The sequence below is a fragment of the Leptospira abararensis genome (assembly GCF_016918735.1).
Taxonomy (GTDB): Bacteria; Spirochaetota; Leptospiria; order Leptospirales; family Leptospiraceae; genus Leptospira_A; species Leptospira_A abararensis.
In genome coordinates this window covers 1-26568 of record NZ_JAFFPR010000009.1, presented here as the reverse complement: position 1 = coordinate 26568, position 26568 = coordinate 1, and the positions used below count along the sequence as shown (strand labels likewise).

Sequence of the window (26568 nt, the reverse complement as noted above, 5' to 3'; positions counted from 1 at the left end):
AAAAAGTCTAAGATCGAGATTAGAATTGGGATTTCCATTACTCTACAGTAGTGGGATCCCAACAAGTTCGAAAATCTTCATTCCAACCAGCAATTTCCTTCATATCTGCTTCTGATAAAACAAAATCATATACATCCGCATTCTCTCGAATGCGTTCTGGATTTTTTGATTTTGGAATGACTACATGGCCTGCTTGCAAAGACCAACGAATCAAAATTTGCGCATTTGATTTTTTATATTGATTCGCTAGTTTTGTGATACGGGAGTCTTCCAACTTTTGTCCATGAGCAAGCGGACTATAGGCTTCGAGTAAAATTCCTTTTTGGATACAATATTCTTTTAGTTTTGTGTCTTGTAAAAAGGGATGGTATTCCACTTGGTTCATCGCAGGAACCGTTCCCGTTTCTTTTAAAAGTTCCTCAAGATGGGGTACCATAAAATTACTGACACCTATGGATTTTGCCTTGCCTTCTGCTTTTATTTTTTCTAAAGCTTTCCAAGATTCATTCCGTTTTCCAGAAACGGGAAAATGAATCAGATACATATCTACATAATCTGTCCCTAATTTCTTCAATGATACATCTATCGCACGTAAGGCGGTATCATACCCTTGGTCAGCGTTCCAAAGTTTTGTAACGAGAAATATATCGTTGCGGCTCACTCCACTCTCTTTGATGGCAGTCCCAACATCGGCTTCGTTACCATAAATAGCTGCGGTGTCAATATGCCGGTAACCCAGTGACAAAGCTGATTTGACAGCTTCCAAACATTCTTTGGGTCGGGATTTCCAAACACCAAGTCCCAACTGAGGAACGGAGATCGATTGGTTGGATTCTAAGGTGGATGTGATCTTAAGATTTGACATAAAGTAATCGTTAGACTAAAGACACACAACCATAGTTGAACTATAGTCGTGTGTCTCTTGGTTAAAATCTAAAAAATTTTGTCTTGATCCTACAATTTCGCCAAATCAGTAAAACTTATCGTTTTGATCCGACTGTTTCCGGAATGACTGCAAATTGTAATTGTTCTCCGTTCCAATCAGCTCGAAACCTACCTTCACCGATGGTTCCCGATAAAATTTCTTTTGCCAAAGGTCGGTTGACAACTCGGTTAAAAACACTGCCCAAAGGCCTTGCTCCAAATTTTGGATCAAATCCTTGTTCTCTGAGAATGTGTTCCGTACTTTCCGAAAGTTCAATCACAATCCCTTTCACTTTTAACCTTTCATTCAACTGCCTGAGTTGTTTTTCGATTAGTTTTTCCATAATGGAAGAATCTAACGAATGATAGGTCAAAATGGCATCTAACCTTCCTAGTACCTCTGGTTTGAAATCCGCTTCTATATTTTTAGAATTTGTTGTCAGGATTAAGATCGTATTTTTAAAGTTAATCGTTCTACCTTTATTGTCCGTCAATCTACCTTCGTCCAGAATCTGGAGTAGGATATCGGAAAAATCGGGATGTGCCTTTTCCACTTCATCAAAAAGAACCACTGAATATGGTTTCCTTCGAATTGCTTCTGTGAGGATTCCCCCTTCTTCATAACCAACGTATCCCGCCGGCGCACCAATCAATTTGGCAACAGAATGTTTTTCAGAATACTCGCTGAGATCCAAACGAACCAAATTAGTTTCTTGATCGAATAAAAATTTTGCAATCGCTTTGGCGGTTTCTGTTTTACCCACTCCAGTCGGTCCTTTTAGTAAAAAAGATCCAAGGGGCCTAGACTCAGAAGATATTCCTGCATAGGATGTGAGTAACGTATCAGCAATCTCGCGAATGGATTCTTTTTGCCCATAAACTACTGTATTGAGGTCATCTTCCAAATGGAGGAGATTGTCTTGTTTTGTTTTCAAAATCTTGTCTGCAGGAATTCCTGTTTGCCTAGCGATCACAGCTGCTATATGATTTCTTTCTAAAATCCAACTGTTTTGAAAGTTTCCTAATTCTTTTTCTAGTTCAGGTAAAACTGCATATTTTAACCTTGATGCTTCTGTATAATCGGCTCTTTGTTGCGCTGCATCCAAATCAAACTTCACTCGATCCATTTTATTTTTAATCGAAGCAATTTGTTTCAAAGAATTGACTTCCTTTTCCCAAACTTCCTTTCCTTTTTGGAATTTTTTTTCTAGTCCCTCAATTTCCTTTAAGATCTCTTCGTTTTTCTTTTCCACTTGGGCATAGATTTTTTTAGAGCGAATTTCGCTCTCTAGTTCCACAAGTTCTGTAGGCATTGCTTCTGCAGAAAGTTTTAAGGCAGAGGCCGCTTCATCGACTAAGTCAATAGCTTTATCTGGTAAAAATTTATCAGTGATGTACTGGTCTGATAAAAGCACCGAGGCATAGATGGCTTCATCGGAAATTTTTATCCCATGGTGGATTTCATGTTTATCACGAATTCCCATAAGGATTTCAATCGCATCCTCCTTACTTGGTTCGTTTACGGGAACCGCACGGAATCTTCTTTCTAATGCTTGGTCACCTAAAATATACTTTTGAAATTCATCTTGGGTGGTGGCTCCAATACAATGTAATTCTCCCCGAGCAAGAGCCGGCTTCAAAAGATTGGCAGCATCCATGGCTCCGTCTGTTTTTCCTGCACCTACCAATTGATGGATTTCATCAATGAAAAGAACTGCTTCTCCTGATTGGCCTTTGATATAACGAAGCATAGCTGTTAACTTTTCTTCAAACTCACCACGGTATTTTGTTCCTGCCATGAGTTGACCCATATCCAAAGAATAAATTGTTTTTCCTTTTAATACATCGGGGACACGTCCCTTAACGATTTGTTCGGCAAGGCCTTCCACTATGGCTGTTTTTCCAACACCCGCACTACCGACTAACACAGGATTGTTTTTTGACCGTCGGCCTAAAATTTCCATCACAGAACGGATTTCTTTACTCCTCCCAATGACAGGATCGAGTTTTCCTTCGCGAGCCAAATCATTCAAATTCACAAGAAAATTGGGAACCTCTTCATCCGTTTCCTTTACTTGTAAGTCCTCATAATTGATTTTTAATTCTGGTAACACTTGTGGTAAAAACTTCAAGAAGTCTGCTTCTTTCAATTCCTCCCGTCCATTTTCTGCTGCCCTTGACGATGCCATAGTGAACCACTGGGCCAGTTTTGGAGAAGTTCTGAGCGAATCGAAAGGAATCTCTCCAGATGCCCGCGCATGCTTCTTTAAAAATTCATCCACGGTAGATTTATATTTAATTAATGTTTTTCCCGAAACTGAAGTCGGCAGAGTCATAAACCCCCAGACCAAATGGTAAGGAGTGATTTCTGTATTTTGTCTTCTCATCGCTTCCGTTTGCGCAATGTCCAAAGCTCCTTGGACGTTGGAATCATACTGTTTCATAGCTTTTCCCCTATTTTAGCACTCTGATCGTTAGACTGCCAATTCTTCGTTCTTCTTACAAGTTTTTTTAAGGAAAATCACTTTCTCTCTCCAATCCTCGTCCTATGATAGTGCGAATGCTTCGAAACTGGCTTTCTTTTTTCCCTTTTTCCCCTGCTTTTTCTCTAGGGAGGACTGCAGACTCGGAAAAGAATCGAGAAAAGAAGAAAACAGCGTTTCTTGGGAGAAATTTCTTTGTTTGTCTTTTTCTTCTGGTAAGTAGCTTAGTTTTGAATTCTTCCCTTCAGTCTTATCCCTTATCCATAGAAGAATCCAAAAACTACCGGGACATTGGAAAGTATTTTGAATATGTGGTGGTTCCCGAAAGAGAATCGAGCTTAGATCGGATTTTGCGAGAGGACACCATCTGGAGGCCCAATCCCAAAGCGACGATTTCTTTTCCTCGCCTAAAAGATCCTTTGTGGATAAGGATCACACTGATCCACTATGGAGACTTACCCCATACATTCTTTTTACACTTCTCAAGCCCAGTGGTAGATGTTTTTGAACTCCATGCGCAAGTGAAAGGAAATTGGATGACTCAATGGTCGGGAGAACAAGTTCTCCAAAAAAATAAACCCATTTATTCTCATATTCCCGCTTTCCCGATCACACTATCACCAGATGAAACGAGAACCATCTATGTAAAGATAAGTTCGGCCAACCCAATCTTCAATTTTGTCTCAATTTATAACTCAAGAAGTTTTATCGCTTTTTCCAAACGACAGGATATATTTTTTGCCGCCTACTTTGGTGCGGGATTTATGATGTTTCTGTTTAGTTTGTTTTTAGCACATACCTTACGTTACAGGAAATTTTTCTTTTATTTCTTTTACTTAGCAACAGTTCTCTTAATCAATTCTTTTTCCACTGGGTTTATGCAGTATATAGAGCTTGGGAATTCTCATACATGGAAAAATTATCTTTTCCCAATCACTATCTATTTGACTTCCGTATTTGGACTCTTATTCACCATCGAATTTCTAGAGACCGAAAAAAATTTTCCAAAAGCAACTAAACTAACAAAAGGATTTATTCTCTTATTTATTTCTTTAATATTTTCAATATTTTTCTTAGAACTTAGAAACTTTATTCAATTAGGCGTAACACTTGTTATTATTCCGATAACCCTTGCGCTATCGATTTCTATGATGGCTTTTTTCAAAAGCAAAAAGAAACTAGAAGTAATTCTCTTCTTATTTGCTTTCGGCTCTATTCTTATCGGAGGTGCCTTAAACTCCCTAACAGTCCAAGGATTGATTCGACCAATTCATTTGTCCTCTTACTCGCTTCCATTAGGTTCAGCCATAGAAGTTTTCTTTTTATCTATGGCCTTAGTTTTAAAAGTATCTGATTACAGAAAGGCAACAGAAGAGAAACAGGAAATTGACTTACAATTGAAAATTGCGCAAAAACTACAAAACGGTCTTTTGCCCAAAAAACGAACCCATGCCAACGGCCATGCTTTAGGATTTCGTTATTCACCAGCATCCGATATAGGCGGCGATTTTGTGCAAATCATTGTAAAAGATCATGAGATTGGTTTGTTTTTATGTGATGTTTCTGGACATGGAATTCCGGCAGCAATGATTGCATCCATGACCAAAGTTTCCTTACAGATTTGGGACGATTCCTTGGATCGACCAGCTTATGCTGCGGAACGAATTCGTTTATCCTTACTCAGTTCCCTTTCGGGGCATTTTTTAAGTGCTTTTTTTGTCTATTTACATCCCGAAAACCAAATCATGAAGATTGCTAATGCCGGACACCATCCCATGATTTACCTAGACCGAAATGGGAATCTAGAACATTTGACTACGTATGGAAGAGCAATCAATGAGTACATTGAATCACAGATGATTGAGAAAACACTTCCCCTTCCCAATTCAGGAACGTTAGTATTATTTACTGATGGTGTGATTGAAGCAAGAAATGCAACCACTGGAGAGTTATTTGGTGAAGAACGATTTTTTAACTTACTGCAAACTTTGGCTAAGAATGATCCACAGACTATCTGTGATCATGTCATCACCGAAGTGGAAAAATTTCAAAAGTCAAAACGCTCTGACGATGACATTACAATATTGGCAATTTCTTTAGAAAAAGAAATTGTCAATTGATTAAAGCATCGTCCTCCAAGCGGGAAAATATAAATCGAACACAGTTCCTTTGTCAAGACTTGAATTCACAAGAATTGTCCCACCCATCTTTACCATAATTCCATATATGATGGGAAGTCCAAGTCCCGTTCCTTTGCCACCTTTAGTGGTAAAAAAAGGATCGAAGATTTTTTCGACAATATCGGGAGATATTCCAGAACCATTATCAGTAAAACCCAATTTCCAATACTCCGTGTTCTTCATAAAACCCACATGTAGTAACTCAGACTTTTCATATAAAACTCTTGATAGAGAAATTGTAATTTTTGGATTCGGAGTTTCTTGCAACGCAAAGACAGCATTTTCATATAGATTGGAAAGAATTTGAAAAATCTGAATTGGATCTGCATTCACATAAGCAGGTTCGTTGCCTAAATCAGTAAACAATACGATTTGATTGGAGGATACTACCCTCACTTCTTTTAAAACTTGTAAAAGATGTTCTCGAAGGTCTAGTTGTTTGGATATAGAATTATCAATTTTAGAATAGGTTAAGATCTGTTGGATTAAATTTTTAGCTCTATCTAAAGATTTTGAAATTCCTTCAATGGCAGGTAAAGACTTTTGGATCGCTTCGTTTGTTTCGTTCCTAGACCATTCCGCATTCAAATAAGAAACATAAGCCAACATAGGTGTGAGAAGATTGTTAAAGTCATGGGCAATCCCACCGGCAAATGTTCCAAGTGCTTCCAATTTTTGCGACTGCGCGTATGCTCTTTCCAATACAATTTTTTCAGTAATATCCTTTGCCTCGAGTACGATATATAAAATTTTCCCAGAAGGATCTGTAAGCGAATAAAAGTCACAATCAAAGTATTTTTCTCTTCCGTCGGACAAACTATAACTCACAAAAACTTCGAAACTTTGGTTTTTCAACGCAAGTTTCATTCCATAGGTTAATTTTTTTATCGATTCTTGATCAGAATTTGAAAAAATTGAACGAATTAATTCCAAACCTTGAACATCCGTTTCATCTCGTTCAAAAGACAATACAGCATTACGATTCATACGAATCACGTGACCCTGTAGGTCCAAAAGAAAAATTGCTTGTGATGAATTATTAAAAATGCCTTTAAACAACTGTTCGTTGAGTTCTATTGAATGTTCTAGTTCAGAAAGATCGGATATATCATGAATGGTTCCAAATATGCGAAACCTCGAATCTTCGAACCTCTCTGCCTCCAACCAAAGATTAACTTTTTTTCTTCCAACCTTAGTATTCAAAGTAACAATCATTTCTTTGGAATGATTATCTTTTAGAAGATCCTCCCATACGACCTTTATATGATCATGTTCTGCTTCCTCTAAAAGTGACCACACCTTATCCATGAGGGGAATTTCTCCGAAGTCAAAACCTAAAATTCGATATAATTCCAAAGACCATAAGGTATTGTTTTCGGGAAAAATAACTTCGAAATGACCGAGGTGAGAAATTTTTTGCGAACGGGTCAAAAGTTCTTCCCCGTGAACCAACATATCCCAAGCTTTTTTTTGAGAAACTTTCAATCGGTAAGCTTCTAACTCTCGATTCACAACAAACGGTAATTTAATAATAGATGACTTAGGCAAAAATTCTGCCGCACCTAACTTAAGAAATTCAGAAGCGGCTTCTTCTGGAAGAAATTCTGTGATTAAAATCACTGGCAAATCGGGATAGATTTCTTTGACTCTAGTGATTACATATCGACCATCAAAATCGGGAAGGTAAAAATCAGAAATAACAATGTCCCAAGTTTCGTCTTTGATTCTTTGCTCAAATTCAGATTTCCATTCGGCTCTTTCTGCAAAAATAGAAAACCCAAAATTTTGAAGTACAGATACTATAGCCTTATAAGAAGCAAGAGAATCTTCAACAATCAAAACATTGAGTTTCTTTTGAATGTCCATTGGCTTAGTTACTGATTAAAAAAATTAAATACAGGTAATTCCAAATCACCTAAAATCTCTGCCTTGTTGCGGTAGGCGGTTCCTCTCCCTTCCGCAAGTGCAAACTTACCTTTAGAAAAGTCATTCGGAGATAAATAGGGAGTGTTTGTTTCCAATCGGATTAGTTTTTTTCCTTTTTCTTTTGCTAGTAAAGATTTTAAGTCCTCTGTTTCCGATTCAATAATTTGGACGGAAGCATCTAATGCACGTTTCATGGTATTTCGACTTACGGGCCTGTGGTTATTCACCTGGTGAATGACTATTCGATCAATACTTGGATCCAAAATCAGTTCTTTGATTGGTTCGCCATCTCCGATGCCGCCATCTAAAAACTCTTGGCCTTGGAATTCTTGAACTTCATATAAAAAGGGGAAGGCAATCGAAGCCATTACCGCATCGAGAACGTTTCCTTCGGTAATCAATTCGCGTTTATTTTTGGAAAGATTAGAAACAGCAATTCCTAGTTTGATGGGCAGGTCAGAAAATTTTTTATTCCCAAGGTAAGGATACAAAATCTTACGGGTAGCCTTTCCTGTCAAAACCCCACTGTAACCATTCAGTCCCTTTCGTAACAATCGACCAAGCATAGTCAGAGAATTTCCTTCCCAAAAATCTTTCTTTTGTAATCCCAAAACTAAAGCTTCAAATTCCACCATCTCGCGACCCGTTGCAAACAAGGCACCGATCATAGCACCCGAACTAGAACCTGTAACCACGGATGGTTTGAAACCAATTTCTTGTAGCCCACGCACAAATCCAGTGTGGGCAAAAAAACCAAAAAAGGCAGATTTTAAACAAAGGGCAGAATACTTTTTAGGGAAGAAGAGTTCTATCATAAGCTTTTGCTAAGTTTAGAAACAGACTCCGTCCATGTCAGCCACGAAGTAATTTTGAAACTAAAACTTTTGTCATATCATAGAACAAAACTCCCACAAATGCAACCAAGATCGCTGAGGAAAATTGAGTAAAATTGAGAGGCACAAATCGAAACATTGCATTCATTCCGGGTAAATACATAGATAAAACCAATACACCAATAGTTCCAGCAAAGACATACGGTATAATTGGATTTGCAATTCGCATCCGACTCCACATGGACTCATGGAGTGACCTGTTGGCTAGGATTAAAAATAAATTAGAAAATACTAATGTAACAAAGCTCGCCGTGCTCACTACCTTTGATGAAGATGTTCCTTTTAGAAAGATTTCGGTGATCCAATAGGAGGATACAACGGATATTAAGGAAAATGCACCTTGTATCAATGAGTTGATAAACAATTCCCGATCCAAAAGTGGTTCGGAGGTTTCCCTTGGTTTTCTTTTCATTAAATCTGATTCAACAGATTCCCTTTCAAAAACAATGGTACAGGTGGGATCGATCACCATTTCCATAAATACAATATGGATTGCAGACAAAACAATGATTGGCCAATCGAAAAGAATGGGGAAAAAAGTAATTCCTACAATGGGAATGTGAACCCCGATAAGATAACCCAAGGCTTTTTTTAAGTTATCAAAAATTTGCCGACCGATTCGAACAGATTCTAATATGGAAGAAAATGAATCATCTAACAATACTATATCGGCCGCCTCACGAGCGACATCGGTCCCCCTTTCTCCCATTGCCACACCAATATTTGCTGTACGTAATGCAGGGGCATCGTTTACACCATCGCCAGTCATGGCAACAATCTCACCATCCGCTTTTAACATGCGAACGATCCGCCATTTGTCTTCAGGACTAACTCTTGAAAAAATATTACATTCTCGAATTGCTCTCTGCATCTCCTCTTCGCTTAAACTGGAAAATTCTTTCCCTGTATATACTAAGTGAGAATGCTTTAATCCAATTTGATCAGCAATATTCTTTGCTGTTTCTGGATAATCTCCGGTGATCATAATCACTCGAATCCCAGAATCGTAAGCAGTTTTGACAGCTAAAGGAACTATCTCTCGAATTGGATCTAAAAATGCCAATAGGCCATAAAATGAATAATGAATTTGTTTTCTTTCCTGGGGGATCTCACTTAGAGGAGAACTGGATTTTGCAACACCGAGCACCCGAAACCCTTGTTTTGCAAATTCATCGGTTTTATTTGTCCAAAATTTCAGTTCAGAAGAATCAAATTGACACAAATCAAAGATTGCTTCCGGTGATCCCTTTGCGTAACTAACAAAACCATCTTCTTCCTTTAAAACACGAACCATTGTTAAGTGGTCTGGCGTTAAAGGAAAATCTTGAACCGATAGTAAAGCGGACTCTTCTCTTTCATGGTATAAAGTCAAACAATCAGAGATCGCAATATCCATTGGATCAAAACTAGGATGTTTGGAGGCACAATAAGCAATATGAAGTACTTTTTTGGTTTCTTCAGAAAGATGAGAATCAGATTGTAATGCAACAGTTTCCGACTTCGTTACAACAATACCAATTTTCATTTTATTTTGAGTGATCGTACCTGTTTTATCAGAACAAAGAACAGTCGCGGCACCTAATGTTTCAATAATAGAAGAACGTCTCACCAAAACATTTTTTGTACTCAAACGAAATGCACCTAATGCAAAGAATATGGTCATCACTAAAGGAAGTTCCTCTGGCATAAGTCCAATGGCAAGTGTAAGGCCTGAGAGTAGACCTTGTAACCATTGGCTTTTGACAATTCCGAAATAGAGAGCAAGAATCACGCATAAGGAAGCGGCAACGATAAATAAATTGCGAACCAATCGAGCCACCTCTACCTCAAGTAAAGTTCTACCAATAGCCTCATCTGCAATCTTACGACCAATTTTACCAATCTCAGTGAGGTTTCCCACTGCCTTAACACGACAAACCCCTTCTCCACTAACAACTAACGAACCACAAAATACTGGATTTGACTGTGATTTGGTTACAGGCACTGATTCTCCCGTTAGCAGTGACTCATCACAAGAAAACATTCGATCAGAAACGAGTTCGCAGTCCGCAGGGATTCTGTCTCCTTCATTCAAAATCAGTAAATCATCAAATACTACATCCTTGCCTTCAATACGAATGATTTGCTGGTCTCTAATGACATTGGTCCTGGGACTGGCTAGGGAACGTAAAGCAGAGATTGCAGTTTCTGTTTTTTTCTCTTGGTAAAATGTGATCGTTATGATCCCCACAACAGAGAACAATAACAAGAGCGCCTCTCCACGATCGCCTAAAAGTAAATAAACGATGCTTATGGAAATGAGAAGCAAAATCATTGGTTCCGTGACCACTCCCAATAACATCTGAAAGATTCCTTTTTTTTGGGAAGAGCTGATTTCGTTGGCACCATACTGCTTACGGTTTTTTCTGACTTGTTCCTGGGTTAGCCCCATGAGGATGTATTCTGAAATTTGTTTTGGAATCGAATGCATATTCTTATTTGATTTGGTCTTGTTTTTTGAAAGAAATCTGATTAACATTCTAGAATGTGCGATACCTCTCTTGCCACTGAAAAATTTACCAAGACACAAAAAAGAATCTTTGCCAAAAACTCTGACCGAGAACCAAACGAAGCACAATCTATACTGCACGTTCCTCGTATGGAATATGAGAAAGGATCCCAGTTACGCACAACATATATTGAAATTCCGCAAACTCCCGTTACTTATGAAGTGTTTCTAAGTAAACCCTTCCATATGTGGGGAGCAGAAATGGGTGTGAATGAGTTTGGATTATGCATAGGAAACGAAGCCGTTTTCACCCATTTGAAAAAACCTAAAAAAAACGATGGTTTAACGGGAATGGATTTAATTCGGTTAGGACTGGAGCGGTGTAAGTCTGCCCGAGATGCATTGTTTCTCATCACAGAATTATTAGAAAACTACGGACAGGACGCTTGCGGTGGGTATGAAAATAAGTCTTTTTTCTATCATAATAGTTTTATTATAGCAGATCGCACAGATGGTTATGTTTTAGAAACGGCAGACCGTTATTGGGTAGCAAAAAAAATAGATACATTTTATGCGATCTCCAATGGTCTCACTATTGGTTCTGACTTTGAATACTCCTCACCGAACCTAATTGATAAACTGAGAAAAAATTCCAATCGTGAGTTTTCTTTTAAAGACCATTTCAGTGATCAGTTTTATACATATATGAGCCATTGTAAAGACAGAAGAAAATTACACGAAGAAACAGCTGGAAATTTAGAAGAAGAAAACTCTCGGTATACAACCAAAGAAGCAATGGAAACTTTAAAAACACATTCCATTGAGATTGATGAATTCGAACCTTCCTCTTCTTCGATGAAGTCTCTATGTTTGCATGCAACAGGACCAACCACTCCCAACCAAACCAACGGTAGCCTTATCGTTGAATGGGATACTTCGGAAACCAACCAAGATCCTCTCCGGGTGTTTTATACAGGAACTTCCACTCCTTGTTTGAGTTTATTCAAACCTTTCTTTTTTGGAACAAAAAATTTCGTGGGTTCCTCAAGTTTGTTATCTAATGAATCGTATTCGGAAACCTTATGGTGGTTACACGAATCAATTGCAAGAAAATCCAATTTTGATTACCAAGCCGTACGATCGATGTTAGTTCCGGCTTTGATTGGATTACAAGAATCAGTTTTTAATCTCTCCAAAGAACATCTTCCCCTGCAGAAAAAAGAAGAGATCCAATGGCGATTCTTAAAAGATCATGTAAACATACTAAAGAAGGTGGATGAAGAATTGATTCAGTCCAAAATAGGAAGGAGTCGATGGCAAAATCCAATTTTTCAAATCTACTGGTCTGGACAAAATCGGAACTTAGGAATTCCTTTCCGCTAATAAAAGAATCAAGAGATCGTTTACATTGGTTCCAGTAGCACCTGTAAAAAGAAGGGCATTCGTGTCTTTTAGTATGGGATAAGAATTGGAATTCTTTAATTCTTTCTCTGCATCCCAACCTTTTGCCTTCATTTCCTCCCAAGTCTCTCCTCCGACAATCCCACCAGCGGCATCAGTGGGTCCGTCTGTTCCATCGGTTCCACAGGATAAAAATAGCCACTCCCTATCTGTTTCTATCGATTTACTAAGAATGGCCATACGCAGTGCTGTCTCTTGGTTACGTCCTCCAAGTCCATCCCCCTTTACATAACAAACCAATTCTCCGCCAATTAGTATCGCTTGTTTACTATCTATTTTCTTTGCATTGATCAATTCGTTATACATAAGTTCTGCAGTAACTTCACTTGACTGGTCCCAAGAATCAGAAAGAATCCTTACCTCATAACCTAAAGAATCTGCTTTTTTTTGTATACCGACAAGGGAAGCAGATAAATTTCCCATAATATAATATTCACTTCCCGGATAACTTGGGGCGGAAGCTATGATGTTTGGATCATCACCTAACACATCTGATATTGCAAAAGTATATGTTTTTAAATTTGGATTCAGTTGTTTTAATAACTTTCCTGCTTTTACTGCAGAATATTTTTTTCTTTCTGCATTGATTTTTTGAATAGAAAGACCTTTTTTTAACAAATCCTGATTTAATTGGATCAAATCATTTAAGCAAAATCCTTGTTCTGGAATCTCAAATAAACTGGATCCACCCCCTGATAACAAAATAATCAATTGGTGGGTTTCATCCAAACCTAAAAGATCTTGCATTACTTCGCGTGAATACAACTCGGAATGTTCATTAGGGATTGGATGCGAAGCCTCTCTACATTTCCAGATTCCCATTTGCCCTTTGGATCTGATCTCTTCGGGAAGATGTTTGTACTTTGTGAGAATAAAACCTTGATCAACGGAAACATATTCCTGAAACGAAATTGCCATGGCATAGGCTGCTTTCCCTAATGCAAAAACATAATTCTTCTTATTCGAATTGTTTAGAACTTTGCGAAGGTCTGAATGTTGATACCAAAATTCCGAAGAGAGAAAGTCTGGAGTTGCCATTTTGACCCCCTCCCAATATAAAGTTTCAATATCTTCCCTTAGCGAATTCAAATTTTATTTCCGTAGCTTTGCTTGGAGAGAATCATAATGAATCCCAGAGGAAGTCAACTGTCCAAATTCCAATACATCGGTAGGACAAAGAGAGACACAAGCAGAACATCTTACACATTGTACGCTATCCATTGGAATACCTCGGTTAGCATATCCCATAACATCAATTCCTTGGTGACAATTTTTTGTACAAATATTACAAGAGATACATCTCTTTTTATCAGAAAAAATTCGAAACCGACTGAACTTAGCATAAATATGCATAAGGGATGCCAATGGACAGAACATACGACACCATATCCGTCCAGAAAAGAGAAAGTAAAAACCAACCCCTACCACACCAGCAAGCCCAATGTCTACAACTATGTCATAAATCCATTTTATGGAATCAGCAAGGGACTCACTAATCGCCAAACTTGGATCACTGAGTTTACCATACACACCGATTAGTTTCAAGGCAGTGAGTAAAAAGGCAACGAGAAGGATATATTGTCCAGAATGTTCTAACCGATAGGCCCATTTTCCATGGGGCATTTTTTGTCTATGTTCATCGCCTAATGTCTCCGCAAGGCCCCCGCAAGAACAAATCCAGCCACAATAGGCACCCTTACCATATCGATAAACCAACAACGGAATGAATCCAAAACTAAATAGGATTCCATAACCTAACCAAAAGTTTGTGATCCCTCCATCATACAAAACTCCCATACTCAGGGGCCAAGCCAATATAAAACCGTAGGCTTTCCAATAAGCATCATTTGGAAAAATTTCTGTTCGAATGTATCCATCGGGATTTCCTAAATAACCAAAATCCCCAAGAGCAGGTAATATTAGCTCAGGCAATAAAAACAAAAAGAAAATTTGGACAAAAATTAAACTAAGTGTTTGGTAAAAAATATATTCCGTTTTTCGAACCAAAATCCTGCGAATGCCAAAAACCAAAATGGTTAGAGAGTATAACATAGTATAGTGGAAAGAAGGATACTTATCGAATAGCGTATAACCAAAATATGTCGCGCTTAAATAGACAAAAATAAAATAGCAGAAAGCCATAAGAAGATAGCTGTTTCTGATAAAATTCCATGGCCGAAAAGATCCTATCCCTTGTTTCCACTTCAAATAACCAAACGATAACAAAGAAAGAATTGAAACTGAAAGAAAAGCTGTGGCCAATGGAGAAAACCATCCCGGCCCATAAAAAGATGCCTTTCCGAAATACGCAAGGACTGCAAATGAAAAAAGAGAAGCGAATCCCACCCAATCAGAAAATGATTTTTCATTTTGAATTTTGATTCCTATTTTTCTTAAAAAAGAAATGGGTGGTGTAGTGCCGATCAAAATATAAACTAAATCGGATTTAAGTTTAACGGATGATTGGTGAGTTTTCACAAAAACATTCTGTTCGGAGATTTCTGTTACTTCGGCTTCTCTTAGAATTTTTATTTTTCCTTCCTGGACTTTTTTTTCTAAACTTTTTAGATTTTCCTCCTTGGGTCTTTGGAACACTTTGCCCCGATGAACCAAGTTTACTTCTTTCGCATAATGAGAACATGCGATCGCAGCTTCCACGGCACTATCACCTCCGCCAACAATCACAATAGACTTCCCCTTTGCATCATAAGGATCGAACAAACGGTAGAAAACAGAAGGATTAGATTCACCCTTCACACCCAACCGTTTCGGATCACCAGATTTTCCAATAGCGATGACTACCGAATTGGTGAGATAAGATTCACCTGTTTCCGTTTTTACTGTATAAAGAAAACCATCAAACTGAATGGAAGAGACTCGTTTTCCGGTCTGTATTTCCATCGGTTCTTTTTTCAATAACTCACTCAGATATTCTAACAAATCTTCTTTGGTGGAATCCTGAATTTTAATTTTGGAACGAGTCTCTAAGTTTTTAGGTTCAGCAAAAATTGGTTTCTGTTTAGGATAACTTTGAATGGTTTGGAAGGGAAGGTTTGCTTCGAGTAAGACATATTTTTTTCCCAAACGACTTGCTTCATAGGCACAAGACAAACCAGCAGGACCGGACCCAATAATCACTGCATCCAAACAATCGGTTTTCTTTTCCCGGATGTGTTTCCAAACTTTCACTCCACTTTCCGCCGCTAATCTCAACAGTGGAAGGCCCGTTAGGTCTCCGATGATAAATACATTTGGAAGATTCGTTTCATAGGAATCTGATAATTTAGGGTAAATTTCTACAGCCCCTGTCGGGACAGATTTGGTTAACCAACGAAAATAAGAGGAAGGCCACATACTTAAAAATTGGACTAGAAGTTTAAAAAAAAGAAATGATTTTAACGTGCGAGAGGAAGACGGACAATAATTTTTGTTCCTTCTTCGAGTTTACTAATGACTTGTAAGGAGCCTCCCTGTTCTTTTAATAACTCCATACAGACAAGTAAACCAAGGCCCGTTCCTCTTTCACCAACCGTACCGAATCGAGAAGGAAATCGTTTCCCTTCCATAATTTTTTCTAAAAGCTCCACGGACATTCCCACTCCCCGGTCTTGAAATCGAATTTCCATAAAATGGGAATGAGGTTCTGCCTCAATCGAAACCTTACCCTTAGGATGAGAATATTTTACTGCATTGGATAAGATATTACGCAAAACAGTAGCCGTCATTCGTTCATCACAATAGATACAATGATCTTCTGAAATTTTTGTTTCCCAAGATATTTCTTTGTCCTTCGCTTGGATATTTAGTATATCGGTTGCATTTTTTATGATTGTAGAGAGATTCAAATTCAAAGGATTGTATTGAGTTTTTTTGGTTTCATTTCGAACCCAATCCAACAAATTTTCTAATACTAAATAAGTTTGGTTTGTGCTTTTTTTAAGTTCTTTCAAACCAAAAACCAACTCTTCTCTTTCGGGTAAGGAATTCGTTAAATAACCTAAATAGTTACTCATCGTTCCTATGGGTCCTTTTAAATCATGGGCCAGGATAGAAAAAATACGATCTTTATGATCATTGATTCGAATCATTTCTTTTTGGATTCGATTGATGTTTCTTAAAAAATAAAACATAAACAATGCAACAAAAGATAAACAGGAAACCACAGAATTGATTCGGAACATATCCTGCACTGCCTTGTGATACAAAAGGGTTCCTTTAATAAAATCACCGGGACTTCCAAAAAACTCGAACCAAATATAAAAAGAGGTATTCATTAAAAAGACAAACAAAATCCACCACTTATCCTCATAAGAGAAAAGTACAAAGGGAACAATTGCGAACATTAAAAAGTAATAATAGAATCCACCAGAAGTGCCAAAACTAATGGTCGAAACAAAAAACAAAGGAACAGAAATTGTAAAAACCAATATAATCCGTGAAAGAGAATATCTTTCTTTTGTATTTAAGTACAAAACTAAAACTAAAGCTGAAATCACAAAACAATGAATGACATTCATGATTTGGTAATGGGGAGCACCCGCAATAAAAAAGAAAATAGAATACTGAATATTAGAAAAAATTCCCAAGATAGCAATTAAGTTAGAAAGTTGTACACGAACAGAGGATTCTAATCCCAAATGTTCAGTAACGCCCAAATTGAGTAACCACCGAATTCCCAATCTGTCAAGTAAGGCTTTCATTTGATATCGATCGTAAAGTATGTTACGTCATCTGACAAACGAAATGCGAAATTTCGAATATCCTTTTTGATTTTTTCATTTAATTCAAAAAGAGAAAGATCCAAGCCGGCTGTTAGCTGTTCTTTCAATCGCAATTCTCCGTACAATTCCCTATTTTTATTTTGGCTCTCAGTAATCCCATCCGTATAAAAAAAGAAACGATCTCCAGATTTCAGGTCCCGAGAGAAGGTTTCTACCAAAACATCTTTTTTCCAACCCATGATAGGTCCTCTCCCGCTAAGAGGTGCCAGGGAATTAGAAACAACATTCATAGAATAAGGACTTGGATGGCCCATCACCGAATATTTCATTACCGATCTTTCTAAATCAAAATGGCTCGCAACTGCTGTAATATAGTTTTTTTCAACCACAGGTAACATTTTCAGATTTAATTCAGATAAAAAAACGGCAGGATCTTTTTCTTTTGGTGCAATCTCTAAAAAATTAACTTTTAACATACTGGCTATAAGAGCTGCTGCAATCCCATGCCCAAGAACATCACATAATAAAAAGCTAATGGAGCCATCCTCATGAATATAGTAATCAAAGTAGTCACCTCCAATTTTCTCCATTGGCATAAAAACAGAGGCTACGCTCAGAGTATGGTGTTTGAATTCCATGGGGGGGATTAACTTTGATTGTAATCCTGCGGCCATTACCAAATCATCATGTAACAATTTATATTGTTTGTGTAATTCCTGAGTGCGAAGAGTAACAAGCATTTCTAAAGATTCGTTTAGATTACGTAATTCTCTTCTGGTCCTAGCACTTTGTAAGGCGATGGCAAGAACTCCGGCAAATAGAAAAGTTAGAATTCCATATTGTGTTAAATAAGCATTTTTTCCGGTCAGAACATCAGTAATGACATCTGCAATTCCAAAGAATGTTGCCACAAGGGCACCTAACGAAACTACAATTGCTTCGGCTGTTTTTTTATAGTTCCTTACCAAAAGTTGCACAAGAATAGGAACCTTAATTGCAAGTAGGACATACCAGATATATACCAAATAAAATCGGCTATCCGGATCCATAGGAAACAATTGAATGAAAGCAAGAACAGTATCGAGAAAAAAAGTAATCACCGCTAGTTTTGTAATACGTCTATCAAAGAGAGTATGGACAAATAACATAATAAAGACGGGAAAAATGAACTGACAAAAAAATAATAATCTCACCAAAACTTCAGGATGGATCATTAAAAAATGGATTTTATTCAGAACTGGTAATCGCCAACCCACAAAAAAGATAGCAGTTCCCGCCAAATATAGCCCGGATTTCGAGGATCGATTTAAGGCATAACCAATGGCTTGTTGAAGAAAAATTCCAAAAAATAATGCCGCAATGAGAATTTGATTTACATCCTCAAAAACCATTTTGTCTTTAATTTCATCTTGAGAACCAAAGAGAGGAATCGATCGAAACAAACCACACCTAAACTGTGTTTCCCGACATTCTATTTCTACAACTAGTTCATTTTCCCCTTGTTTCAGAAGAGAAATAGGAATCTCATAATAACGAACCTTATGCCAATAGGGATAATAGTCGGGTGTAAAACTTCCTGTCGAACCAATGGCTTTTCCGTTCCAAAAAGTTTGGTCTGCGGAATGAATTCGATCCATATAGATGGCCTGCGAGTATTCAGGAAAAATGGGTATGGGAATTTTTAATCGATACTTTCCACGAATAGGAACTCGGTATCCTTGACTTACTAAAGAAACACCAACTAACACTGGCCTAGAATCTGTCTCTGCCTCCAATTGAAATGTCCATCCCGATTCTAAAGAGACCACCTCTGCGTTGAGTGATAGACTAAAAAGGAATAGCAAAACCCAAACGAGTTTCATTGGCCCATCTCAAGGAAAAGAAAACTTCTTTGGAAAAAAAATAAGAAATCATGATGTTTCATATAATCACTAGAGAACACCGAAAGGATTGAATAGAATACTTTCAGAAGTGCAAGAATTTTTTAGTGTTGGTCGTTTACCATCTCCCCACCCTAGTTTTGGCTTTGAAAATCCACATCCAGTTTTTTTAGCAATCGTTTTTATTGATTAACATTCATTAGGTTATATCTTAAAAGTAAGGGGGTTTTCCTCTTGTTTTCATCTGAATGAACTTATTTTGTTTTGGCAAAAGGAAAGGGATTTTCTCTAGAAAAGAGACCATTCCACCATTCAGGACAAGAAGAAAGTCTGTTTCCTTTTTTTTCCTTCCCTGATTACAGAGCCTAGGATCCCTTCGATGGTGCCAGAGATCCAAACCCGCTGATCCCTGCTCAGCCTCACTTCTATTTTGGGGCTTTCTTCCTCCATCAGAGATTAGATTTTATCTGAATCAATACTGATTCTAAGTAAATGATTTTTTAGACTTAGTCTAATTATTGACAAAAAAAGGCATACAGAGAAGCTGAAACTGAAATGGACTTAAGTTACCAAAAAACCAAGGAACTCCTCGAATCCCATGGGATTCGACCCACTTCACAAAGATTGGAAATGGCGCACTTGCTTTTAGAACGCCACCAACACCTCTTTGCGGAAGAAGTTTTCCATTTGGTCAATTCCCACTTTCCTCATGCATCACGGGCGACCATTTTTAATAACCTCAAACTCTTTGCCGAGAAGGGAATGCTTGGGACATTGGAATTAAAAAGTGGTGTTACACATTTTGATTCCAATATAGGTCCCCATCACCATGCTCTCAATGAAGAGACAGGGGAAATCACAGACGTGGAAATGAACGAAGAACTAGAAACAAAAGTTCTAGAAGAACTCAAAGAGAGTTATTTTAATAAGACAGGAAAAAAATTAGATCAAGTAAAACTGGTCATTACACTGAGAGGGAAATAAACTCCCTCCCGTTTTCAAATCCTACCCAATTTGCGATTTAAAAAGTATCGTTTATTTTTTGATTTTATCCTTATACTTTATAGCGAGAGCAGAAGCATTCCAAATCACGCGATTCCATACAACCAAAAGTATGCTCTTTTGACGGACTTCAAAACGATAATTGATAATGTCATCCCCACCTTTCTCTCGTGATTGTTTCAAAAGTTCACTATAACCAGTCTCTCCAGTAAATACGAGTAGGAACCAAGAAACAAATTCTCCTTGGGTTTCAACGGGTCCAAGGATTTGATAATCCTCCGATGTCATAACATACTGTGTCATATTGGCAGCTAAGCCTGGAGACCGGAGTTCTGTATAAATACAATTTCCAAATACAAATCCAACTAACACTAAAACAAAAACTCGAGTGAAAAATTTTTTCATCGTGCCCCCTGCAACTATAACTGAGTTTTTTATCACCAAACGAAGTACCGTCAACAAAAAAGAGAAGATTTTTCCACCAAGAGCTCTAGACTTTTCAAAGATATGACTACATTTTATCCCTCTATTGCAATCATTGGGATTGGTTCCGTTTCGGTGACCATCATTCAGGCATTATATAAAAATCAGATTCCCTTTAGAGTCCTTTGCCAAAACCAAACTAGATTTCAAACGTTACATTCTAATCCCATAAGGTTCCAGGGACCTAAAGGAAATATAATTACCATAGACCTTAAAAATCACCTAACAATGAATCAAGATAACAAAGAGAGTTTTGATTTTATTTTTGTTGGATGCAAAAATCAGAACTTAGAAGGTTACTTGAAAGAAACAAAACCATTTCTAAAACCCAATGGGAAATGGATATTGATACAAAACGGGATTCCAGAATCAAACTTGGATTTCGACAAAAATAAAATCCTAGGTGGAGTGGTTGGATGGAATACCCAAATGCTTCCAGACGGAACCTATTACCAAGCAAATGTGGGTAGCTTAATTCTTGGTGAAGTTTCTAACACAATACCAGATCCGATTTGGAACCAGCTCCTCTCACCTCATATACCATTGGTTTTGACGGACCAATTGGTAGGCTACCGTTGGCATAAATTGGCAATCAATTCGATTATTAATGGACTTGCTGCCTCCAAACAATTGAGTTTAGGAGAACTATTTCTAAGTAAAAATTCTAGAATGGCAGCATTAGAAACACTAACCGAAATTAAATCAGTAATGAACCATATGAACATTACAGAACAAATTGTTCCAGGATCATTCCCCATTCAAAAATTAGGAGGAGGTGTGGGTGCTTTACCTAATTGGATTCGTCACATGATCCTTATTTTTCTTGGTTTGAAATACTATCGAATCCGAACTTCCATGGTTCAGGACTTGGATCATGGTCGAAAGACAGAAATTGATTATATCAATGGGGAGGTGGTCAAAATTGCGAGTGGATTAGGAATTCCTACACCAACAAATCAATGGATTGTTTCCACGATCAAAAAGATTGAAGAGAATCAAAAAATCAAAAAATGAATTTCTGTTTACTTACCTAACCGAAGTAGTTCGGAAATGGGATGGCTAGATTCTAAAGGGTGCCTTAATTTTTGTTCGGTTTGAATGATGTATTGGTTTCGACGTCCATCTTTACTCTTCTCTAAGATTTGAGCCTCTACCAAATCCTTAACAATGGCCTGCACTGCCCTTTCCGTAATACCAACAAGTAAGGCAACATCCTTCAAACGCATCTCTGGATCCTTGCTCAAACATATCAAGACATGTGCATGGTTCGAAAGAAAAGTCCACTGACCGCCTTTTTTAGTTATATCTTTTGGTTTTTGTTTTAACTCTTTTGTCATGCTTTGTATTTAAAAACAGAATTAGGCAATAAATTCAAAAAAATGAAAAGAAACAATCTAACTCAATCTTGTTAGGTTGTTTCTTCTGACCACTTAAAATCCCTCACGAGCCATGCCCAATAGATAAATAAAAATTGAAATGGCAACCGAGCATATAAAGCCCAAATAGGAACCCCATAATCTTTACCTTCCAATGCAGTTAACAACATATTGATGTTAGCTGGATAGATTGCGAGTAAAAGCAGAATGATTCCGTAACTTGCCATTTTCCTCATTCGTTCATAAAGCACGAGGGAACCCAAGGTAATTTCCACAAGTCCACTGGTCACATTTAAAAGTTCATGAAAGGGAAGATAATCCGGCATCATTTCCAAATAAAATTCAGGAGAGAAAAAATGATTGGTTCCTGCAATTATGTAGAATGCCCCGAGAGAGTACACGAGAAATTTTTTCATCACCGAAATAAAACATAGGGGAGAAAAAAATCATTACAAATTTTAGTCCGTTAGAAAAATGGCGACCTCATTCTTTGGCCCCTATCCCCAGGCGATAGATTCAATGGCAAATTAGGCGACAATTTGCCCCTCTTTTGATTTATAATGGCCAAGTTTCTCTTCCAGACGTTTGCGACTTTTGATTGTAATGCGGGTGGGTTCGATGACCAAATTTGTGTCTGTCATAAATTCATGGATGGTATCTTGTTTGACCTTAATGATTCCGCACATATTACAGAGTTCTTCCATTTGAATGTATATAGTATGAGCGTTGGCAAGGCTTTCATCCAAATTCCTACCCAACCGAATGTCTTGGTCTCGGATCGAATTATACAAATAAGCATAAAGTCGGATCACGGGTGTTTTTAGTCTAAGGATGACCAAACGTTGGTGCGAAAACCAAATCCTTCTGGCAATACTTTCGAAGATTTTTTGCAATAAGGAAGGACCTACGGATTCAAATAAGTTTTCTGCCGTGACACGAAGGATTTTACTTTTTGTTTCAGTCATTGCAGATGCCATTCGTGGGGCATTATCGATTAACGACATCTCCCCAAAAATTTCTCCAGGGCCCAAAACATCGATCACATATTCATAACCACGGACAATTCCAAATAGTTTAACATTCCCCTCTAACACAACGTAGATCTCGTTATTCTTTTCACTTTCGACAAAAAGAATTTCACCAGCTTCCAAACTAGACTGCATACTATCCCAAACAAAAGGTTTGTAATTAGAACCTATAGATTTAAGTAGTTCGGTTGCCTCTGTTAGATTTTCGGTTGAGTTATTTTCCTTTGACCATTTAAGAAAGGTTTGGAGGGAGTAAACTGCTAAATTTGGTTTCTGCCAAGACAAATAAGTACGAGCATTGAGTAACAATCTTTCTGGATGGTATTCTCTATCGGCAGGTTTGTTTGCCTTAGAAAGATGTTTTTGTAAAGTTCTGAGTTCCCTAGAATACAAACCCAAAATCTTCATTGCTAACTCTTTGCGTTCTTTGAGATAGGATCCTAGAAGTCTGATGGGAATTTGCACTAACTCTACGTCAGTATCGGCAAACAAAGTCACTAAAAATCGATGTTCGGTAAGGGCGGAAACAAGTCCAAAACTATCCCCTGCTTCATAAAAAGCAAGTTCATGGTCAACCACGATATGTTCGGAATCAACAGACACACGACCAGATCTTACAATAAAAAAGTTTCCTGTATTGATGGAGTTCTGCACAACAATGGCAGCACCTTTGGAATAATTGACAACTTTGATTTCTTCTGCGGACACTGAGTTTAAAATATTGTCTTTGAAGGTTACTAGTCAAACATTTAAATCTTGGAAGTCATCTGATCCCAAATCAAATCGTACACTTTATTAGCAGAAATTTCTTTTCCTGGATGTGGTTTTTCAGAGGCAAAAATTGGAAAAAATTCCTTTTTTCTATGAATGGAACCGTGAGAACCCTTCACCAAACTTGCATCCAAGGGAATTACATCCATTAGATAACGGAATCCAAGTTTTTTACGGAGTAACGTTAGCCCCGCCCTAAATTTGATCCCCGGCTTTTTCGGATCCATAAACATCTCACAAGGATCATACCCAGGTTTTCGGTGGATATCCACCAAACGGGCATAATCTGGCGCCTTCCTATCATCTAACCAATAGTAATATGTAAACCAAGAATCTGAATCAGCGACCGTTACAATATCCCCCGATCGTTTATGTTCCAGATGGTATTTTTTTTGATCTTTTTTGTCTAAAACAAGATCAATGCCTGGAACTTTTTCTAAAATCTTTACCACCTGGTTTTTAACACTGGGATCATTAAAATAGATATGAGAAATTTGATGGTCAGAAACAGCAAAGGCTTTGGATGCACCTGGATCTAAAAGTTCATACCACCTTTCTTTGCGAACAGAAATGAGACCATTTTCTCTTAGAATCCGATTGATATGGATGGGCCGATGTACTGGAGTAATCCCATATTCGGAAAGTAAAATGATCTTCGTATGATTTCTTTCGTAATATTCGATGAGTTGTTTAAGAACCAGATCAATTTCAGAAAGCTCTTTTTTTATCAAAGAAAGATTCGGTCCAAACTTTTGAAGGCAATAATCCAAATGGGGAAGATACACCAGAGTTAATGTTGGATTGTATTTTTTATCGACAAAGACAGTGGCATCTGCAATCCATTTTGTTGATTTAATATTGGCATTTGGTCCCCAAAAATGAAACAAAGGAAACTTGCCTAAGTTCGATTGTAATTCATCACGAAGTTCAGGTGGGTGGGAATAACAATCGGGAGCTTTCACTCCATCAGCATGGTATTGTGGCCTTGGTGTCACGGAATAGTCAGCTGTAGAGTACATATTATACCACCAAAACATTTTGGAACAGGTAAAGTTTGGATCTATTTTTTTAGCCCTTTCCCATATCTTTTCTGCACCTACCAAATGGTTTGATTGCTTCCAAAATTTGATTTCAGCATCTTCATGATCATACCAACCGTTCCCTACGATCCCGTGTTCCTTTGGCCATTTCCCTGTTATATAAGTTGATTGTGCACTTGTAGTGACTGCAGGAAGCATGGGTTCAATGAGTAGAGTATTTTTGTTTGCTAAGTATTTTTTTAAAAAAGGGGTAAAATCACCCACCAAATGAGTGCTAAGTCCTACAATATCAATCACAACTGTTTTCTGGAACTTATTGGATTTTGTTTGTTTCATATTTGAATCCTTCTCTTTTGTCTATTTTTCTAGAATTGACTTTACCCATTGTAATTCGCGAATTATGGAAGCCGCCATCGGAATTTGTAGTTCTTTAGGTAAAACGCCCCAAGTATAAGTTTCGATTTCCAAAGCATTGGTAAAAAGAAATTCCTTCTGAAGATCCAAGAGTTCTAAAACTTCGTTTTGGGTGGAAGACAAAAGCCCATAAGAATCTAAAAATACAGGAACGTGAAAATGAATTCTCCATTCTTCAGAAGGTTTGAATCCTCTTTGTAGCGCAAAATTTAAATCTGGATATGATTCTAACTGCGAACCATTTGATTGAATGACCACTTGGTGGAGGTAAGTGGGTTCATCAAAACTAGCAAGTAAATCCAATGTTTCATTTGGTTGTTTCACAAAATCGGCTTTTAGAGCCGAGCTGATTTGAATCCTACCCACCTGAATTGAATGTTTTTTCAATAGATTCAAAATCGTTTTGTTTTCCTCAAAACTAACTGCAGCATGGCAAACATCCAAACAAATCCGGATATGTTCCTTTATCGTTTGTTCTGCCACCTCCTTTGTGAGTCCCAACTTGGTTTGTATTTCAGGAACAGCCAAAGGAAGAAATAAATCTAAAAACCACTGCACCCATAGACTCACAGTTCCTAAAATTCCATCGGGTTCAGGTTCTATATCCAAATGTAATATTTGGCCTGTTTTTATCTGGATTTTAATCAAATGGAAAAGAACACCTAATATTTGTTTTGTTGATGATTCGATCCGTAGTTTGCGATCAGAATCATTTTTGTCAAAAAAATGATAAGATAAAGGTGGTGTAGAAACTCCGCCCTCCATTCCCGCAGGCAAAAGTTCTGATAAAATCGAAAAAAGACGAAGGGTATATTCAAAACGTTCTTTGGTAACCCAATCGGGTTTGTAGACATTTTCTTTAACAGTTGTTCCATGGAATCCTCCGTAAGGGAACCCATTGATTAAAAAAACGAAGAAACCTTCTTTTTCTAACCATATTTTAAATTGCCCTATGACTTTGGGATTTAGTAACTCTATGGATGCTTCGTTTGCCAAACGAAGGCCCAAACCCATGGGTGCATCAGGAGAGATCGATTTCCTTATGATTGGTAAGTTTTCTTTGAGATGAGAAAAATGGTCCTCCCAAGATTCCCCCGGATGGATATTGGAACAATAGGTTAAGTAACCATATTTTGTTTTCATAGAAACTGTTCTAAATAATCCACTGCGTTTGCTAAAGTTGTTTCATCAATTTCATGAACCTCTCGGGGAAAACCAATCCCAGCTAACAACATAATAGTGAGTTTTCCTCCGAGATGTTCTCTAAATTCTTGTAAGCCCATAAATAAATTCTGCTTTTCGTTTTCTGCTAATTTGGGATGATATATGACAAATCCTATTTTTTTTAAGAGTTCCAAAATACGGTCCATATCCTCTTTGGATAAAAAGTTTTTTTGAAAGGAATAGACGGTATCTAGAGCCATCCCAATGGCAACGGCTTCTCCATGACGCAAAGAAAACTCAGTTAGATATTCTAATTTATGAGCTGCCCAATGAC

The 26568-nt window shown here is 37.6% G+C and carries 20 protein-coding genes; 4 read left to right on the top strand and 16 right to left on the bottom strand.

What is annotated here, in order from left to right; all coding sequences use genetic code 11:
* Window positions 1–37: 37 nt before the first annotated feature.
* Together JWG40_RS02690 and JWG40_RS02685 are read right to left on the bottom strand one after the other, a co-directional pair.
* The gene (locus JWG40_RS02690) at window positions 38–865 is read right to left on the bottom strand and encodes an aldo/keto reductase (protein WP_205284335.1); all 828 of its coding nucleotides are present in this window, start codon (window positions 863–865) and stop codon (window positions 38–40) included.
* A 115-nt stretch (window positions 866–980) separates the two neighbouring features.
* A complete protein-coding gene (locus JWG40_RS02685) occupies window positions 981–3368 on the bottom strand; it encodes an ATP-dependent Clp protease ATP-binding subunit (RefSeq protein ID WP_205284334.1) in 2388 nt (795 codons plus the stop codon).
* Window positions 3369–3484: 116 nt separating this feature from the next.
* Here JWG40_RS02685 and JWG40_RS02680 point away from each other — a divergent pair, with 116 nt between their 5' ends.
* The gene (locus JWG40_RS02680; RefSeq protein WP_205284333.1) at window positions 3485–5527 is read left to right on the top strand and encodes a SpoIIE family protein phosphatase; all 2043 of its coding nucleotides are present in this window, start codon (window positions 3485–3487) and stop codon (window positions 5525–5527) included.
* On the opposite strand, the gene JWG40_RS02675 is transcribed toward JWG40_RS02680, so the two are convergent.
* From JWG40_RS02675 to JWG40_RS02665, 3 genes are read right to left on the bottom strand one after another with little or no spacing between them, the layout of a single operon-like run.
* Window positions 5528–7453, bottom strand: coding sequence for a hybrid sensor histidine kinase/response regulator (locus tag JWG40_RS02675; RefSeq protein ID WP_205284332.1), 1926 nt, complete (start codon window positions 7451–7453; stop codon window positions 5528–5530). It abuts the gene before it with no gap.
* A gap of 8 nt (window positions 7454–7461) precedes the next feature.
* Window positions 7462–8328, bottom strand: a complete 867-nt coding sequence (locus tag JWG40_RS02670) for a patatin-like phospholipase family protein (RefSeq protein WP_205284331.1) — start codon at window positions 8326–8328, stop codon at window positions 7462–7464.
* Between the two features lie 37 nt (window positions 8329–8365).
* Window positions 8366–10876, bottom strand: a complete 2511-nt coding sequence (locus JWG40_RS02665) for a cation-translocating P-type ATPase (protein WP_205284330.1) — start codon at window positions 10874–10876, stop codon at window positions 8366–8368.
* 54 nt (window positions 10877–10930) lie between these two features.
* On the opposite strand from JWG40_RS02665, the gene JWG40_RS02660 reads away from it, so the two are divergent.
* On the top strand, window positions 10931–12277 hold the full coding sequence (locus tag JWG40_RS02660) for a C69 family dipeptidase (protein WP_205284329.1): 1347 nt from the start codon (window positions 10931–10933) through the stop codon (window positions 12275–12277).
* On the opposite strand, the gene JWG40_RS02655 is transcribed toward JWG40_RS02660, so the two are convergent.
* From JWG40_RS02655 to JWG40_RS02640, 4 genes are read right to left on the bottom strand one after another with little or no spacing between them, the layout of a single operon-like run.
* Window positions 12257–13393 (bottom strand): glycerate kinase type-2 family protein, encoded by a 1137-nt coding sequence (locus tag JWG40_RS02655; RefSeq protein WP_232369125.1) that lies wholly within the window; start codon window positions 13391–13393, stop codon window positions 12257–12259. The genes JWG40_RS02660 and JWG40_RS02655 overlap by 21 nt on opposite strands.
* 54 nt (window positions 13394–13447) lie before the next feature.
* Window positions 13448–15709 carry an NAD(P)-binding domain-containing protein gene (locus tag JWG40_RS02650; protein ID WP_205284327.1) on the bottom strand — a complete coding sequence of 754 codons (2262 nt, stop codon included), beginning with the start codon at window positions 15707–15709 and terminating at the stop codon, window positions 13448–13450.
* A 41-nt stretch (window positions 15710–15750) separates the two neighbouring features.
* Window positions 15751–17055 (bottom strand): sensor histidine kinase, encoded by a 1305-nt coding sequence (locus tag JWG40_RS02645; RefSeq protein ID WP_205284326.1) that lies wholly within the window; start codon window positions 17053–17055, stop codon window positions 15751–15753.
* Window positions 17052–18938 carry a PP2C family protein-serine/threonine phosphatase gene (locus tag JWG40_RS02640; protein WP_205284325.1) on the bottom strand — a complete coding sequence of 629 codons (1887 nt, stop codon included), beginning with the start codon at window positions 18936–18938 and terminating at the stop codon, window positions 17052–17054. The genes JWG40_RS02645 and JWG40_RS02640 overlap by 4 nt, the downstream gene beginning before the upstream one ends.
* Window positions 18939–19511: 573 nt before the next feature.
* On the opposite strand from JWG40_RS02640, the gene perRA reads away from it, so the two are divergent.
* Window positions 19512–19940: a peroxide-responsive transcriptional repressor PerRA gene (gene perRA, locus JWG40_RS02635; RefSeq protein WP_205284324.1), complete on the top strand. Its 429-nt coding sequence runs from the start codon at window positions 19512–19514 to the stop codon at window positions 19938–19940.
* 51 nt (window positions 19941–19991) lie between these two features.
* Here perRA and JWG40_RS02630 read toward each other — a convergent pair whose 3' ends face one another.
* Entirely contained in the window at window positions 19992–20363 is a 372-nt protein-coding gene (locus tag JWG40_RS02630; RefSeq protein WP_205284323.1) for an LIC11742 family lipoprotein, read from the bottom strand.
* Window positions 20364–20465: 102 nt separating this feature from the next.
* On the opposite strand from JWG40_RS02630, the gene JWG40_RS02625 reads away from it, so the two are divergent.
* A complete protein-coding gene (locus JWG40_RS02625) occupies window positions 20466–21455 on the top strand; it encodes a ketopantoate reductase family protein (RefSeq protein WP_205284322.1) in 990 nt (329 codons plus the stop codon).
* An 8-nt stretch (window positions 21456–21463) separates the two neighbouring features.
* Here JWG40_RS02625 and JWG40_RS02620 read toward each other — a convergent pair whose 3' ends face one another.
* The 6 genes from JWG40_RS02620 to JWG40_RS02595 all read right to left on the bottom strand — a co-directional run.
* Window positions 21464–21778, bottom strand: coding sequence for a winged helix-turn-helix transcriptional regulator (locus tag JWG40_RS02620; RefSeq protein ID WP_205284321.1), 315 nt, complete (start codon window positions 21776–21778; stop codon window positions 21464–21466).
* A gap of 71 nt (window positions 21779–21849) precedes the next feature.
* Entirely contained in the window at window positions 21850–22233 is a 384-nt protein-coding gene (locus JWG40_RS02615) for a DoxX family protein (RefSeq protein WP_205284320.1), read from the bottom strand.
* Window positions 22234–22344: 111 nt separating this feature from the next.
* Window positions 22345–23553 (bottom strand): Crp/Fnr family transcriptional regulator, encoded by a 1209-nt coding sequence (locus tag JWG40_RS20075; protein ID WP_205284319.1) that lies wholly within the window; start codon window positions 23551–23553, stop codon window positions 22345–22347.
* A 41-nt stretch (window positions 23554–23594) separates the two neighbouring features.
* On the bottom strand, window positions 23595–24992 hold the full coding sequence (locus JWG40_RS02605; RefSeq protein ID WP_205284318.1) for an alkaline phosphatase family protein: 1398 nt from the start codon (window positions 24990–24992) through the stop codon (window positions 23595–23597).
* Window positions 24993–25013: 21 nt separating this feature from the next.
* Entirely contained in the window at window positions 25014–26213 is a 1200-nt protein-coding gene (eboE, locus tag JWG40_RS02600) for a metabolite traffic protein EboE (protein ID WP_205284317.1), read from the bottom strand.
* Window positions 26210–26568 (bottom strand): 3-dehydroquinate synthase family protein (locus tag JWG40_RS02595; protein ID WP_456298537.1); only part of this gene is annotated, 359 nt, incomplete at its 5' end. The genes eboE and JWG40_RS02595, both read right to left, overlap by 4 nt.